10 protein-coding genes and 1 tRNA gene are annotated in these 15,546 nt (G+C 45.0%); 8 read left to right on the top strand and 3 right to left on the bottom strand.

Annotation, left to right across the window (positions count from 1 at the left end; all coding sequences use genetic code 11):
• Window positions 1-193: 193 nt before the first annotated feature.
• The gene (locus B5D40_RS06145) at window positions 194-844 is read right to left on the bottom strand and encodes a 3'-5' exonuclease (RefSeq protein ID WP_073303962.1); all 651 of its coding nucleotides are present in this window, start codon (window positions 842-844) and stop codon (window positions 194-196) included.
• Window positions 845-868: 24 nt separating this feature from the next.
• On the bottom strand, window positions 869-1,381 hold the full coding sequence (locus tag B5D40_RS06140) for a DUF374 domain-containing protein (protein ID WP_078776214.1): 513 nt from the start codon (window positions 1,379-1,381) through the stop codon (window positions 869-871).
• A 46-nt stretch (window positions 1,382-1,427) separates the two neighbouring features.
• Here B5D40_RS06140 and B5D40_RS06135 point away from each other — a divergent pair.
• Window positions 1,428-1,500: transfer RNA gene (locus B5D40_RS06135), tRNA-Cys, on the top strand.
• A gap of 159 nt (window positions 1,501-1,659) precedes the next feature.
• On the opposite strand, the gene B5D40_RS06130 is transcribed toward B5D40_RS06135, so the two are convergent.
• Entirely contained in the window at window positions 1,660-2,202 is a 543-nt protein-coding gene (locus B5D40_RS06130; protein WP_233126446.1) for a PEGA domain-containing protein, read from the bottom strand.
• Window positions 2,203-2,300: 98 nt separating this feature from the next.
• Here B5D40_RS06130 and B5D40_RS06125 point away from each other — a divergent pair, with 98 nt between their 5' ends.
• The 7 genes from B5D40_RS06125 (at window position 2,301) to B5D40_RS06095 (ending at window position 15,176) form a co-directional block, all read left to right on the top strand.
• Window positions 2,301-4,010, top strand: coding sequence for an ABC-ATPase domain-containing protein (locus B5D40_RS06125; RefSeq protein WP_078776213.1), 1,710 nt, complete (start codon window positions 2,301-2,303; stop codon window positions 4,008-4,010).
• Window positions 4,011-4,110: 100 nt separating this feature from the next.
• Window positions 4,111-4,932: a DUF4423 domain-containing protein gene (locus tag B5D40_RS06120; RefSeq protein WP_078776212.1), complete on the top strand. Its 822-nt coding sequence runs from the start codon at window positions 4,111-4,113 to the stop codon at window positions 4,930-4,932.
• Window positions 4,929-6,122 (top strand): CIA30 family protein, encoded by a 1,194-nt coding sequence (locus B5D40_RS06115; RefSeq protein WP_143394469.1) that lies wholly within the window; start codon window positions 4,929-4,931, stop codon window positions 6,120-6,122. Before B5D40_RS06120 ends, B5D40_RS06115 begins: the two co-directional genes overlap by 4 nt.
• A gap of 155 nt (window positions 6,123-6,277) precedes the next feature.
• Window positions 6,278-9,367, top strand: a complete 3,090-nt coding sequence (locus B5D40_RS06110) for a hypothetical protein (protein ID WP_078776210.1) — start codon at window positions 6,278-6,280, stop codon at window positions 9,365-9,367.
• The gene (locus tag B5D40_RS06105; RefSeq protein ID WP_143394468.1) at window positions 9,367-10,707 is read left to right on the top strand and encodes a hypothetical protein; all 1,341 of its coding nucleotides are present in this window, start codon (window positions 9,367-9,369) and stop codon (window positions 10,705-10,707) included. The genes B5D40_RS06110 and B5D40_RS06105 overlap by 1 nt, the downstream gene beginning before the upstream one ends.
• A 328-nt stretch (window positions 10,708-11,035) precedes the next feature.
• Complete coding sequence (locus tag B5D40_RS06100) at window positions 11,036-13,189, top strand: family 43 glycosylhydrolase (RefSeq protein WP_078776208.1); 2,154 nt, start codon at window positions 11,036-11,038, stop codon at window positions 13,187-13,189.
• Between the two features lie 10 nt (window positions 13,190-13,199).
• Complete coding sequence (locus tag B5D40_RS06095; protein ID WP_078776207.1) at window positions 13,200-15,176, top strand: carbohydrate-binding protein; 1,977 nt, start codon at window positions 13,200-13,202, stop codon at window positions 15,174-15,176.
• Window positions 15,177-15,546: the final 370 nt, after the last annotated feature.

The following is a 15,546-nucleotide window of genomic DNA, read 5'->3' as shown; positions in this document are numbered from 1 at the left end:
TCGAGTATAACTCCACTAAGGTAACAAAGTTACCAAGTGTCGTATATCCACATAGAGGATAACTCCACTAAGTCAATAAATTGACAAGTGTCGTAACCCCTCCGGGGTTCGGGGTGACAGTCGCTTTCAAATGAGACTGTTTTTCTCCTTGGCGAGTACGCAATGACGAATACTACCAGTCTCCCTGAAATGATCACTTCATTTTAGTCAGGTAGGCGGGTTCCGAACCGTTTTTGATGATTGCCGGAAGAATGCGGGAAATATCCCAGTCTTCTTTGCGGAGTCGGCGCCGCAGAAGGGCGATGAAGACTTCCATCAGCATTTCGCAATCATATACCGCGCGGTGCATTTCGTCGTTGTTGATGGAAAGGCTGATTTGTCCTTTAATCCGTTGAAACATGTGCGCAAGATCTCCGAGTTTGTGCGTCTTCAGTTCCGGAAGAATGGAACGGGCAACTTTGAGACTGTCCACAATCGGATTTCCCGGCAAGAGCTGCGGGTTCTTGGTGTAGGCGACGTGCAGGAATCCGGCGTCAAAGCTCGCGTTGTGGGCCACGAGAATGGAACTCTGCCCGCAGAACACGGTGAATTTTTTCAGCACGTCTTTGATGGCGGGAGCGTTTTCCACCATGGCGTTTGTGATGTGGTTGATTTTTGTCGCTTCATCGGGAATCATCATCGGCGGTTTGACCAGCGTTTGGAATGTGGCGACTTGTTTGGGGCGAATCGTGCCGTTGTCGTCGCGGACAGTAAATTTTACCGCACCGATTTCAATGATTTCGTCTTTTTTATCAACAAGTCCAGTGGTTTCGAGGTCAAATGCGACAAACGAGGGGTATATCATGCTAGTCTCCGAGAATAAACAAAACTAAAGATAGCTTAAAGAAATTGTCAATTTTGACAAAGGCAGCGGAATGACCGCCTTGTCCCAACTAGAAAGGGAAATGTGAGCCCCGTAATGAATCCGCACCTTCCAGACGGGAACACCCGCTTTGTTGGCAAGCCACCGGGTTCCGGGCTTTTCGATTTCGGCAGGGCCTTGTGGCCCGTCAAGCGCCATGGCGCAAAGGGTTCCTTTTTTCAAAAGCGGCAGAATTTTCCGGATGGCGAGAGATTTTTCATTGCTGGAACCGCGGATGACTTGGTATCCCAGGTCTTTGGCGATTTGGGCGAGAACGTCCCCGTCTGCGCTGGGTGAAATGAAGGCGGCGATCCCCCGGTGATGGAAGCCCGCGGTCGCGGCGAATAAATCTCGGTGCCATAATGCGATAATGCCCGAAGAAATGGTTGAGTCGGCGTTTTCAAAGGAAATTCGCAGAGAACGGAGCCACAATTCCGCTATTTTGCAAAAAAAACGTTTTTTTAAGGGAAGAAGTGCCATGGGAACCTTGGAAATTTAAAATTATTTCCTATAATTGGAAGCACTAGGCGACGTACCCAAGTTGGTAAGGGACGGCTCTGCAAAAGCCTCATTCCTCAGTTCGAGTCTGAGCGTTGCCTCGAAAAAGACGGATTTTTTTCCGTCTTTTTTTGTGCGTAGAATTGAAACGCTAAATAAATGGGGTAAGCTCAAGGCGTAGCCTCGAGTTGTTCTGATAAAAAAAGCAGAAAGCGAACTTTCTGCTTTTAAAAGCGGAGGAAAAGAACTTTGGGCTGCGATTAATAGCGTTTGCCTTTTCTGGCGTCGAGAGTGACCTTGGCCGTTTTTTCGCCTTCGATTTTCACCATCTGTTCCGCCATGCGTCCGTTGTTGCATTCCGCGCGAATCATGTGGTCGCCGGCGTCCAGGTTGTTTACGGTGAGCGGTGCGCCGTCCGTGCGGTCCGCATTGTCGCCATCCACATAAATAATGCACTTGCCCGGAATGGTGGTCACTTCAACGTGGCCTTTGGGAATCACTGTGCCAAAATTGAAATTGTTGCGCTTGTCGGATCCCGGCCAGATATTGACGCGCTGATTGACCAGCTCATAGCCTTGATCCACGACAATCAGGGTCTGGCGTCCGGATTTGACGGAACGGTTCTCGATGGGACTTTTTCCCAGCAGTTCACCGCCCAGATAGACTTCGCTGTTGGGAGGTTCCGTGAGAATGGTCACCGTTGCGGCTTGATCACGGGGAGGTGGCTCTTCGGCAAAAGCCGCAGAAGCACAGAAAGAAAGGGTTACAGCGCTAAAAGCGAACAGTTTAGAGATGAATTTCATTTATAGCTCCTTGAAATCCTCTTTAAGATATAAAGAAAAAGGCTTTTGGCGGGAACGCCGGATGTAAAAATCCCCTTATAAATTGTATTTTTCCTCAAATGAAAGAACTTTATCAAAAATTGCGCTCTTTTAACGGCAAAAATTACGGCTTGTATAAAAGTCTTGGAGGAAAATCCTGGCCGTTTGGCGATTTTACATTGGAATTTATTCATGTGCAGGGGGATCCGTTTGCGCCCGCGTCCCGTCTTAAATTCAGCGCACCTCTAGACCTTTTGGGAATTCCCGTGGAATGGGGAAATTTTCCGGTAAAGCGTCTGGCTTTGGCGGATTTTTTGCTGCGAAAATTGGCGTCGGAAATCGCGTCGCGTGCAGAAGAGAGCGAAGGAAAATTCCCGGTGAGCGTTCTTGTTCCGGGAGAAGAAGTCCTTGTCCGGAATGCGCTCTGGGTCGGCGGGCCTTCGGAAAATGCGGGAAAGGCGATGGTCGAAGTGGTTCTTTCGGTCGATCTTCCAGGGGAAAAACGCCAGATTGATGTCCCGGCGGCGATGGAGCTTTTGACGTCGTTAATTCCCGATTTGCTGATGGCTCTGTATTTGAATGCGGAAACGGAAAAAAAGAAAGCTCTGGATTGCATCGAGTCGTTGGAAGTGCGGGAAGCCCTTTTGCTCGAAATGCAAATGCGGGGCTTTGTCGCGTTTGTGCCGAACGGAGCGGTTCTGCCCCGAGAATCGGGAACAAGCGATTTGCCAAAAAAAGGAGCGATTCCTTTTCAATCTCCGAAGGAATTGCTGCAAACCTTTGAAGTTTGTGGAAAACAAATCTCGGGGATGGCGATTCCGAAAGGGATAACGGTCATTGCCGGCGGTGCTTATCATGGGAAATCGACGCTTCTTTCGGCACTGGAAAGCGCGGTCGTGCCGCATATTTTGGGGGATGGTCGGGAATGGGTCATTTCGGATCCGTCTGCGGTGCGCATTGCGGCGGAACCCGGACGCCTTGTCAAGGGAACTCGGATTGCGCCTTTTGTGCGGGAACTTCCCTTTGGCGTTTCGACGGAATCTTTTGAAACGTCGTCGGCTTCGGGCAGCACCAGCGAGGCGGCAAACGTCATGGAAGCTTTGGAATTTGGAACTCGCACTTTGTATATCGACGAAGATGCTTCGGCGGTGAATTTCTTGATTCGGGATTCCCGGATGCGGGAACTGGTCGGAGAAAAGGACGAACCTCTGATTCCTCTTTCGGACAGAATAGCCGAATTGAAATCGCTGGGCGTCAATATGGTGCTGGTTGTCGGGGCGTGCGGGGATTATTTAAAAGTCGCCGATACGGTTCTGGTGATGAAAAATTACGAACCGTTTTGCGAAACGGTTAAAGCAAAGGAAATCGCGGCTCGGTCGCCGGAGCAGTGCCCACTGCAAAAGTTGCCTCCATTTGGAAATTTTGAGAGCAGAAAGCTTCCGCAGCTGTCCGAAGCATTGCTTCCCGGCATCAAAACCCGAAATGCCTTTGAACGGCAGGTGAAAGTGCGCCTTCGCGGGTCGGAATTGAGTATCGGCTATGTTCGGGCGGATTTGCGGGCGATTTTCCCCAAAGCGGAAACGGCGAAATTGAGCGGCTTGGGACTTTTCTTGCTGAATTTATTGCAAAACGCGGAAAATGTTCCGGCAAACGAAGCCATTCGAAAATTGTACGAACAAATCCGGAATGTCGGTTTTCGCAGGCTTCCTCAGGGATTTTCCAAAGACTCGGCTTTGCCGAGAATGGAAGAAATCGCTTCGGCGTTGCTTCGGATGTCGATGGAAAATTAATCCGGTTCTGGCTGTGTCTGCGCTCACGTTTGGACAATTTGTCCATGGGACTTGTACTTGGAAAAATGCAGCCCAATATCCAAAATGTATCTTGTAAAAGATGATTTTATCGGCTGACATCACGGACTATCGAGATTTTCTTAAAGCTTTTTACGAGCGTCGTAAAAAGGAAATGCCATTTTACTCCTATCGAATGATGGGCGAAAAGCTAGGGCTGGATTCCAGTTATCTCTTTCGGGTGTTGCAAAAAAAGCACCATTTGCCGGCTCATGCGTTGCGCACGGCCAAGGAAATGCTCGGACTTTCTGGGCGCTCTGCGGAGTATTTTGATTTGCTCTATGCGGCGGCGGTCTCCAAGGATTCTTCCCAAAAAGCTGAACTCATGGCGAAGGCTTTGGCTCTTGGCGATGTCGAACGGCACAGCTTGCAGGTTGCGGAACTGAAATTGCTTGAAAATTGGTGGATTCCAGCGGTCCGCGCTTATTTGGAATTAAATGGCGGAGTTGTGAACACCAAGCAGATTGCTCGGGACATGTGCCCGCCGATTACTGAAGAACAAGCGCAGGAAGCGATAGAAATTTTAAAGGAAGTGGGGCTTGTCAAAAAACTGGCTTCGGGAAAATTGGCGCTGACAGAAACGCATTTGACTGTAGGTGGCCCGGAAAAAGCGCAAGCGGTTCGAAATTTTCAAAAGCAGGCTCTTCGGTTGGCAAGCGATGCGCTGGAAAATATCCCTGCCGAAAAACGCAATATATCGACGCTCACACTCTCTGTCGATCAAGAAGGCTTTGAAGATATTGGCGATATGGTAAAAGAATTTCGCCGACTCGTCCAAAAAAGAGTAGATCCTATACAGAATCCAGATCGGGTAATGCAGCTTTCCATGGCGTTTTATCCGGTCGCGTGGGCGAGGAAAAAATGATACGTCGGATGAGGATGCTTTTGGTGGCTGCTGGGATGGAAATCTTGGCGGCGTGTTCAACAAATGAATCCGCGGGATCTACGTTTGAAACGGAGAATTCCGTAGCGAAAATTGTGGTGACCAATGCGGATGGAATCCCGTTGGCGCAAAGCGTCGTCTCTATTCGGGAACAAAATTATCTGCCGTATTTGTATTTGGACTCTGCATTGGGGGAATACGACTCGTTTGACAATGCGCTTGGCATGGAAACCGATGGCTCTGGCGTGGTTCGGCTGGATTCCATAGGGGCGGGCGATTATATTGTCGAAGCTCGCGATGGCGATGGTGCGGATTTGCTGCTCGGAGCGACTCGTTTCACAATTCCCGAAGCGATTTCGGATTCGGCGATTTCCGTCCCGGTTGTTTTAGAAGAACCGGCAACCCTTTCCGGTTTCATTCAAACGGAAAAATCTCCTGTGTTCATAAAAATCCGAGGCACTCATTATTGGGCTCTTGTGGATTCGCTGGGACATTTTTCATTTCCTCAGGTGCCGCAGGGAAATTTTGAAATTGTGGCGGTTTACGAAGATGAAGTTCTAATTGCTGAACCGGTGAAAATTCAAAAGGAAAATGAAGATCTCTTTTGGGAAGACCCCGATTTGCCAGAAAAAGACACGTCCGTACAGCTCCGTTCCTATTTGTTTGAAGATTTTGAAGATAGTACGGCGGGTTGGTATGTTTCGAATTCGCTGTATGCGACGGCGCATTTAGAAACGGATTCCGCGGGATTGGGACGTTCGGGACTTGTCGCGCATTTTGCCAATCAGAACGATTCTGCTTTGAGTTGGGCATTGATGGGACGTCATATTGGGGAAACCGATTTGAGCGAAATCGACTCGGTCACTTTCTGGATTCGCGGAAATATCGAAGGCAAAATTTATTTCTCGTTTGATGTCATTGCGGACAGTTCCGTGTCTTATGATTCGGGAAAGGCGTGGAAGTCTTTTGAAATCGATTCCGTGTGGACGCGCCTGGTGGTAACGCCGGAAACGTTGATTAAAGCGGACAGCATCGGCGAAAACATCGGCTGGGACGCGGTAAAAAATCATGTCACCAACATCTCCATTTTCGGCGGGTCGAGTGGGGAGTTTTGGGTGGACGACATTGTGTTTTACGGAGTGGATTCGACGGCGTTTCGCTTTGTAGAATAAGTGCGGAAAATTTTTATGTTATAAAAAGCAATAGATTTTTATATTTGCGAAATTTGAAGCGTACTTTTGTAAAAAAAATGTAGAATGTGCTTTTTTGTTTGCTAAAATAAAATTTGAATACTATCTTTGCAAAGAAATTAACAAATAGGAATGTTATGATAAAATTTTTAATACTCTTTGCGGTTGTTGTTTCGATTGCATCGCCTTTAAAAGTTGAATTTAAGGATGAGCAGGTTAATAATGAATCGATGCTCGGACTTCGTCTTATTGTTTACAAAGACACCTCAATTGTGCTTCGAAATGTAAAAATTCGATATTTCTTTTATAACGAAGTCGGCAAAACGATTGTTGTTGAACCTAGTTATATTGCAGGAGCAAAGGTAATACAGAAGTCTTTAAATGATAGTATCGGTTTTGTTGAAATAGGAATAGACTCAATTGCTTCTGAAATTTTTCCGGATAAAGGGGGCTTTAGTATAGGATTACACTATCAAGATTGGAGTTCTTTAAAAAAATTAAAAGACCCCAGTTATTTAAAAGTATCTGATTTCTCACAAAATGAAAAAATTTTGGTATTTGTGAACAATGATCTGATATATGGTGATTCGGAATCGGCTTTTATAGAACCCCAAGCTCAATTTAAAATAGTAGGGATTCAGCCGAAAGGAAACGCTTGGATTGATATTAAAAATGATGGGGATTTCGATATGCTTATGAAGGGATTTTCTTTGTGGAATTTCCAAGGAAATGAGCTTCTTTTGGATTCGATTTATTTGAAGGAAGGGGAGATTGTGCGCATTTGCCAAAATGCTGAAGATTGTTTGCAAAAAGAAAAGACCATTGTTAATTCTAGTTTTTTTGATGGAAATGTCGGTGAGGTTCTCTTAAAGCAAGATTCTGTATGGGTTTCGTATCTTGCGTGGGGGACAATTGGGGTTCATGCTGAAGAGGCTGTAAAGCATGGCGTATGGCAAGATGTTTTCGATTTCCTTGCGGAGGCTACAACAGATACGATTGATGGAATGCAAATAAGGCAAAATGTTTTTTATCGGTATCTTTCGTTGCCTAGTGATAGAAAATTCTGTATGAAATTTTGGACTCCTTATTCTGATAGAGATAGTTCGAGTTCTACGAAGTCTTTTCCAAATCCGATAAAAGTGACAATGAACAAACCTATTGTTAGACGATTGACAGAAAATGATTCTGTGCAATTTAGATGGATGCCCGTACATAATGCTGTTGAATATAAGGTTATTATTCAAGACTCATTGAAAAATACAATCGGTAACATAATCACAAAAAATACGCAAATAAATTTAGCACTTTCTGATGGAGTTTATTCGTGGAAAGTATATTCAGGAATGCAAATGGATGAAAATGGTGTCGCTTATTCGGAAGAGGGTGAAATTGTTGAGTATGATTTTGTAACGACGCATCTTATATCGCAAGGGATAGATACACGTATTTGGAAAGAACTTCCTGTTGAAACTATTAAGGCGAGAAAAGATACACGATTATTGAATTTAGGCTATTTCCATAAATTAAAAGAACAGGGATGGGATGTTTCTCATGTAGATTCTTTATGGATGGATTCTTTGGAAGATAGAAGGTGTTGGGCAGTTGCTGCGGAACTTATGAATCATTTTTATGGTGGAAATATTACGCAAGATGAAATAGTCTTTGCTACTCAATTTAATGATTCGGATCCGCTAATTTCTCCATTTGTAAATAATGGGGCGACTTCGGAAGCTGCTGACAGGGCTTTAAAATTTGCGTTAAATACAGATGAAGTAATTCGATATGAAGGTTCGCCTTCTTACCAAACGGTAAAAAAAGAAATAGATGCAGGCAAATTGATTTATGTTGGAGTGCATGAACATATAATGATTATTTATGGTTATGCTGGCGATGAGAATAATTATGGTTTTCTTTATGCGTTTGGCGACAATAATGGAGTGAAATCAAATTCTGCATGGACAAATAAGCCTATTGAATTTTATTATTTAATGGAAAAAATTCCTGAATCAGTACGAATGTCCGATTATCGTGTGCATTATGATTCAGATGGCGACGGTATTGTTAATTTTGATGAAGAGGTTCGTTTCAAAACAGATCCCTTTAAGTCTGATTCCGACGATGATGGAATTGATGATAAAAAAGAGATTTATTCTTACGCCTATAATCCTGTCGCGCCTTGTTCAAATTGTGGAAAAGCGTATAAACTTAATTATGTATCAGATAAAAATAAAAATGGAATTCGAGCTGAATTAGATCCTGATGATAATGGTGATGGACTTTTGGATGGGCTTGGACTAAAAGCAGAAACATCTGAATTCTTGGCAGATGTCCCGGCGGAATATACACTATTTGCTAGAGATCATTTAGTCCTTAATGATGGAGTTAAGTGTTTCAATTCTGAACTAGAGGACACAAATTATTGCAACATAGTATCTTCGGGAAAGAAAATTTTTAGCTATTCGGTAAATCCTGTAGTGGTATCGTTAGGAGCGCGCTCTTATGTTGGTAATGTGGATGCTTATTTGAAAAATTATTCTAATGGTATCGTAAGAATGCGAAGTGGATCCGTTGTTATGGGAAATTTGAATTTGTATACAGGTTTGAATGTTGATATTGAAAATTTACTTGAACGTCAAAAATTTGCTGAAATTCGAGGAAAAATAGAAACAAAAAAAAATACAGATTGGAATTTGAATTATTTATTTGAATCTCCAAAAGATTTGCAGAAAACTTATTTGTCCAAAAAAGTAGTTACGTCCGGTGAAATTTTTTATTTGTCGGATGGAATGGCTTATGATACGCTAAAAATTGAAAGTGGAGCGACAATAGTTTTTTCGCCGGGAGAAATGTTTGTAAAAGGTATGTTACAAATAGAAGCGGATTCTAAAATTAAATTTTTAAAACCAGGTGAAGAAACGATATTAAATCTTGGTGGAAAATTAAAATGGCAAGGTGAATTTGATGAAAGTGTTGAAAATTCAAATTATCATGGCATTGTAGCTCGTGGTTTTAAACTAAATCTGCTAAATTCTGGGACTACGTTTATTGAAGGTGATTTTGCGGGAACATTATTTGCTCCACTTTCGAAAGTTGTTGTTGGACAAAATAAAAAGGTTTATTATGGAAGAATCCTTGCGAAAGATATTGTTGTTCATCAATATGCTAAAATTTTCCGAGTTGATTTTAATCCGGTAAAGCCTTTGATTTATGTATGGAGGTCGATTTAATGCTGAAAATTTTTCCGATTTTACTTTTCGTATCGATTGCTTTTTCAGCGGAAAAAACATTTTTCTTTTTGCCGCCGGATACAAAGAGCTGGTTTAATTCTTCGCCGATAATTGTCGAAAATGGCGATAAGCAATCTTTCAAGGAAATGCTCGGGGATACTCTCCATTGGTTTCGCTATTCATGGGACGAAGATTCTTTGCCGGATTCCATTTTGATTTATCGGGATAGAGGTTCGCTCTTTTCGGAACCGATTGGCGCACAAGGATTTCCTTCTGAAATTGCCGTGCAAATTCCGCTGAAGAGTTTGTTTGAAGATAGCCGGGAAGGGGTGATTTCTTTTATTCCCGAAGAGGAGATGCGCCCCGATGAAGACGCGTATGGATTTTATACGAGCGATATCCGCCTGCGAAGCTATCTTGGTTCTTTTAAAAGCGATTTGACGGTTTTTGTCCTGGTGCCCGATTACAGGGATTGGGTAGAAGAAACGCCCGTGATGGTGGATGCGAAAGACTCGCGGGATGCCTGGGAACTGGTTCCGGACGATTCTGGGTTTGCTGGGTGGTTTCGGATTCATTTTTCAAAGGAAGAATATCGCCCTGCGTGGTTTTATTTGTACAAGAAAAGCGATACGCTGCAAAAAGCGCCGATTGGGAAAAATGGTTACGCTCTTGGCAGTACGCAATTATGGCCACTGGGTGGCCGCGGTGAAAAAGATTCTATTTACATTGTCCCCGATTTGAATTACGATTGTTTGCCGAATGGAGAATATCTGGTGGGGCAAGGCATCGTCTATGAAAACGACGCACGGCAAGTTTGTACTTTGCAATACAACTGTTTAAAATCGGATTTTAATCCGGGATGCTCGCATATCAATTTTTCGCCATCTCCAGTCTATTATTCCATTTTTTCTGCAGATTCCGAGCTGGTGAAACCGGAAGAATTGTTGGGTTTGCAGAAGGCGTGTGTTTGGGGGGCTTTCATTCCAGGATGCGCCAATGATATTTTTATGGAAAACGAATATTGCCAATTGGATGCGGGAAATTATCTGGTGAAAATTCATGTCGAAAATTTGGATTCTGCGTTCTTTGTGCCTTATACCGTGGCGAGTACCGCTTTGCCTTTTCCAGATTTCCGAAACAAAGTGGATGTCATTGCCGAAAATTCTTTTGTCTGGATAAGTTCCGCTGCTTCCGAAAGATATTTTGTACTGAATGCCTTGGGGCAGGTTTTGGCGCGGGGAAAAGTCTTGGGCAGCGTGAAAGTGGAAATCCCGACTGCGGGAAATTATTGGGTTCGGGTGGGAAGCGAAACGCATTTTGTGCGGATTCGCGGAAAGTAGGTTAGCAAAGGAAAATTTTGAATTCGCGCAAGGGACGGATCCCGGATGGGGACGGACGCGCCCGTGGCGCGGCTGGACGGGGAGCGCGCGGTGAGCTTTGCGAACGGAAAACGCGCGATTACCGCGACGGCCCGGTCCCGGCGGCAGTGATTTTTTCTGGCTGCGTTTTACCGCCGGGATGCGCCCTAAAAAGATTTTTGGATTGCTGCGGCAAGATTTTGCGCACAGGTTTCCCGTGGATAAAATGTCCACAAAGAATGAATGTTTGCAATTTTTCCTTTGGCATTTCTGAAATAATTTTAGCGTGAGTGCTTTTAAAGGAGTCCCTATGTCTAGGAATGTTTGGAAAGAATGCCGGACGGCGTTTTGTGTGGCGGCTTTTGTGGGAGTCGCGCTTGCGGATAATCCGATTTCCAATTATCATTATTTGGCGGATCCGGCGTGCACGGCGACGGATAGCATGTTTTACATTTTGACGGACAGTGACGACCCTGCGGGTTCCGATGGCTATACGATTAAATCGCTTTACGCATTTGGCAGCCGTGATATGAAAAATTGGACGGATTACGGCATTATTTTCGAAGCGAAGCGCGAATACGACAATATCAATGACATTTGGGCTTCGGGCATTGCGGTGAAAAATGGCAAGTTCTATATCGTTTATCCGGATGGCGGTGGAGGCGGTGTCGGGCTGGTCGGTTCTGAAAATATCAATGGACCTTATACGAATCCGATTCCGGGAAACAAGAAACTTATCAACAACTGGGGCGGCGGCCTTGCGGATTGCGACGGCATCGCTTGGTGCTTTGATCCGGCGATTTTCTTTGATGACGACGGCCAGGGATACTTTACTTTTGGCGGCGGGAATAATACGACGCGTCCCGCTGCCGATGGAGACAACAACATTTTCAATATCTACAAGTTGAATGGAGACTTGAGCGGTTTCGATGTGAATTCCAAGACGCAATTGAAGATTGCTGGCCCGCGGGCGATGGAAGCGTCGTATATCCATAAAAGGAACGGCATTTATTATCTGTCCTATAGCACCGCCGATTTGCGAATTGCTTACGGAACATCGAATAATCCGATGGGACCTTATACATACAAGGGCATCGTGCTGGACAATCCGAATATCAACGGGCAAAATATCAATGCGCATAATAATAACCATCACGGTATTGCGGAATTTAAAGGCAAGTGGTATGCGGTTTATCATGACAGGCGTCTGGTCCAGGCAGCAGAACATCCGGCGTCTTTGGGGGTGGCGAATCCCGAGCCGGCGTATCACCGGAGCGTGAGTATTGACGAATTGACTTGGAATGGGGATGAAATGAACAAGCTAGTGTTTACAAATGAAGGACCGAAGCAAATTGAAAATTTTGATCCCTATCGGACGTATCCGGCTTTGACGAGTTCCAAACAGAGAAATATCCGTAGCCGTACCGATTGGACGCGTGGAACTCCGGTTTCGCACGTTCTGACTCCTTATGCTTCTAAAGAATCCTGGATTCGCGTGAGTGGCGTGGATTTTGGCGATGGGGCGAAAAAGTTTGTAGCGACGGCGGCAAGCGTCTCTTCGGGAAATAAAATTGAAGTGCGCACGGGTTCTGCAACGGGGACTCTGGCGGGAAGCTGCGAACTCGAACAAACCGGTTCTTGGCAGACTTATGCGGAAAACGAATGCGAAGTGAGTGGACTTTCGGGAGTTGTGGACGAGCTTTTTTTAGTGTTCAAAGGAGCTGCGGATTCGACGATGGGGATTTTGGAATGGAGTTTCACTGCGGACGCTTCTGTTGAAATTCCGCAAGCTCCGTTCGGCGGGATCGCCGCAAAAATTCCGGGCAAAATCGAAGCGGAAAATTATGACGAGGGCGGTGCGAAAGCTTATCAAGACAACGAAAAAGCGAATCAAGGCGATGCGGATTTTCGTACATCGGAAGGCGTGGACATTGTGCTTGGCGGTAGCGGTATGGCTGTGGGATACACGATTGCCGGAGAATGGATGGAATACACCATAGATGTTTCCAAAGCAGGAAAATATCGGCTAACATTGAATGCTGCTAGCGGTTCCGAATCGTCGAGCGTGATGTTTTTTGTCGATGATATCGCTGTCACTGATACGGTGAAAATTCCTTTGACCGATGAAACTTGGAGCGTCTATAACAAGGTAAATGTCGGCGAAATCGCTTTGGATTCTGGAACGCACGTTTTAAAAGTATTGATTACTGGAAGCTATGTGAATCTGGATTATTTTGAATTTTCTGAAGGGACGATGGGAATCGCGTCGGCTTTGAATTTTGAAGGAAACAGTGCAGAAACGATGTTCGATGTGTTTGATCTGAACGGCAATCGCTTAATGGAAATTCGCTCTTCGGCAAGGGATGTGCTGAATGAAGTGCGCTATAGCTTAAAACGTTCCGGCGTGTATTTGATTCGAGGAAAAAGCAACGGCTTTGTCAAACGCGTTCGCCTTGCGGAATAGGAGCTTAAAAATGAAAATTCGGATTTTATTTGGCTTTATGGGGTTGTGCTTTGGCTTGTCAAACGCTGCAACGGTAAATGTGAATCTTGATGAAGAACATCAGGTGATTCGCGGTTTTGGCGGCATGGTTCATAATACGTGGCAAGGCGGGGCTGGGCTTAATGAAAACGATGCAAATCTGGCGTTTGGCAGCGGAGAAGGGCAGCTGGGACTTACCGTGTTGCGCATTCCCGTCAATGAAAACTCCAGTGATTTTGGAAAAGAATTGACGGCGGCAAAATTAGCCAAAGAACGCGGTGCGATTGTTTATGCGACTCCGTGGAAACCGCCTTCGTCTATGCAAACGCCGTACACTCTTAATCGGTGGGGAACCGTTTACAATACGACACAGATTGTTGAAAGCGACTGGCAGGCCTATGTCAATCATTTGAACAGTTTTAGCGATTATATGAAAAATCAGGGAGTTCCTTTATACGCGATAAGCATTCAAAACGAACCGGACTGGTGCGATTCCTGGACCTGCTGGACTGCCGATAATCTGTATAAATTCACGAAAAATTATGCGGATCAGTTGCGCAAGAACGGAACCAAAGTGATTTCCGCGGAATCTTTTGCTTATAGTAAGAGTCTTTACAATCAAATTCTGGAAGACGACGCTGCGCTAAAAAATATCGATATTCTCGGAGCGCATTTCTATGGCAGCGAAGCGAATACGGAGGATGATTTTTTCGCCTATTCCTTGGCCGATACGAAAAAAGTGGAACGCTGGATGACGGAGCATTATACGGAAAGCCAGGGAAGTGGAAATTATTGGCGCGTCGTAATGAAAACAGGTGACCAGGCGAATGAAAATAAATTGGATACGGTGCGCGCAATGGATGTCGGCTATGAGATTCACCGCGGTCTTGTCATCGGCAATTTCAGTCAGTACACTTGGTGGTACATCCGGCGTTGTTATGGGCTGATTATGGAAAAGGATTTTGGCAACAAACTGTCCATTCCTTCCAATGAAATTGGTAAAGTTTCTAAACGGGGTTATGTTCTTTCTCAGTTTGCTCGTTTTATACGCCCTGGAGCGGTTCGTGTAGGCGCTACGGCAAATCCGGAACCGAATCTCTACGCTTCCGCATACAAGAGTGCTGGCGGGGATAGTACTATCGTCGTTCTCGTGAATCGGGACTATAGAAACGAAAAAACGGTTACGGTGAATGTTCCAAATGCAAATATCGAATCCTTCCATATTTACACGACCAGCGAAGCGAAAAATGCGAAATACGAAGGCGAAGTGAAAGCGGAAAATGGCAGAGTGACAATCACAATGAGTTCGGGAGCTTCTAACAAAGATTGCATCGTGACTCTCGTCGGTGTAGGCCCGCAGATTATTGAACCGCAAACGCCTTTTGGCGGTGCTCTGGCAAAAATTCCGGGTAAAATCGAAGCGGAAAATTACGACATTCCCGGTTCGGGCGCAGGAAATTCTTCTTATTACGACACGGATTCCGAAAATAAGGGCGGAGCCTATCGCAATGACGGCGTGGATATTGTAGAGCTCTCCGAGGCGGGAGAATATGCAGTAGGTTACACAAATGCCGGAGAATGGATGGAATACACCATGGATGTTTCCAAAGCCGGAAAATATCGGCTAACATTGAATGCGGCTAGCGGTTCCGAATCGTCGAGCGTGATGTTCTTTGTCGATGATATCGCTGTCACTGATACGGTGAAAATCCCGAAGACAGATTCAACGTGGAATGTTTATAAAGCTGTCGATGCGGGAACGCTTGATTTGAGCGCAGGAACGCACGTGCTAAAAATGCAGATTACCGGCAGCTATGTGAATGTGGATTGGTTTGAATTTCAAGACTTGTCGGATACGGCGACGACTTCTGGGGTGCGGCGCGGGAGCGTGTCAAAATCGGGATCGGTTTTGCTGTCCAAAACGAAAAAATTCTTTGATCTGGTCGGTAGGCGCGTGCGCTTTCGGTAAGCATGATGGATAAATGAAGACCTCGCTATTTTGAGAACGAGGCTCTCCATTTTTGCTGTTGGAATTATCCACAGTAATGACTAGACATTTGACTCCCTTTTTCATCATACACGTAAATCCAACTTCCGTGTTTAACGCTTACTGTCGTAGAAGTGAATCCCATCAGTTGTTCTCCAAAAATGGATGCGCATTGGCAATTTCTTTCGTCATATGCATAAATCCAATCGCCTCTTTGAACGGCGGTAGAAATCATTTGGGAATTATATAGTCAGCCCTTAAAAAGTCACTTTGCGAACGCAAGATAAGGACGTTCGCATTTTTTGTTCATTCCGTTCCACAGAAGGCAAAAACAGTATAGCCATTCCAACAG

This window comes from Fibrobacter intestinalis, from assembly GCF_900167415.1.
GTDB lineage: Bacteria > Fibrobacterota > Fibrobacteria > Fibrobacterales > Fibrobacteraceae > Hallerella > Hallerella intestinalis.
The sequence above is the reverse complement of the archived record's forward strand: the minus strand, read 5'-3'. Positions and strand labels throughout refer to the sequence as shown.

Excerpts from the sequence above, each read along its gene's own strand:
- B5D40_RS06125 (WP_078776213.1), top strand. The coding sequence starts at position 2,301 with ATGAAAGAACTTTATCAAAAATTGCGCTCTTTTAACGGCAAAAATTAC.
- B5D40_RS06100 (WP_078776208.1), top strand. The coding sequence starts at position 11,036 with ATGTCTAGGAATGTTTGGAAAGAATGCCGGACGGCGTTTTGTGTGGCG.
- B5D40_RS06140 (WP_078776214.1), bottom strand. The coding sequence starts at position 1,381 with ATGGCACTTCTTCCCTTAAAAAAACGTTTTTTTTGCAAAATAGCGGAA.
- B5D40_RS06115 (WP_143394469.1), top strand. The coding sequence starts at position 4,929 with ATGATACGTCGGATGAGGATGCTTTTGGTGGCTGCTGGGATGGAAATC.
- B5D40_RS06110 (WP_078776210.1), top strand. The coding sequence starts at position 6,278 with ATGATAAAATTTTTAATACTCTTTGCGGTTGTTGTTTCGATTGCATCG.
- B5D40_RS06095 (WP_078776207.1), top strand. The coding sequence starts at position 13,200 with ATGAAAATTCGGATTTTATTTGGCTTTATGGGGTTGTGCTTTGGCTTG.
- B5D40_RS06145 (WP_073303962.1), bottom strand. The coding sequence starts at position 844 with ATGATATACCCCTCGTTTGTCGCATTTGACCTCGAAACCACTGGACTT.
- B5D40_RS06130 (WP_233126446.1), bottom strand. The coding sequence starts at position 2,202 with ATGAAATTCATCTCTAAACTGTTCGCTTTTAGCGCTGTAACCCTTTCT.
- B5D40_RS06120 (WP_078776212.1), top strand. The coding sequence starts at position 4,111 with ATGATTTTATCGGCTGACATCACGGACTATCGAGATTTTCTTAAAGCT.
- B5D40_RS06105 (WP_143394468.1), top strand. The coding sequence starts at position 9,367 with ATGCTGAAAATTTTTCCGATTTTACTTTTCGTATCGATTGCTTTTTCA.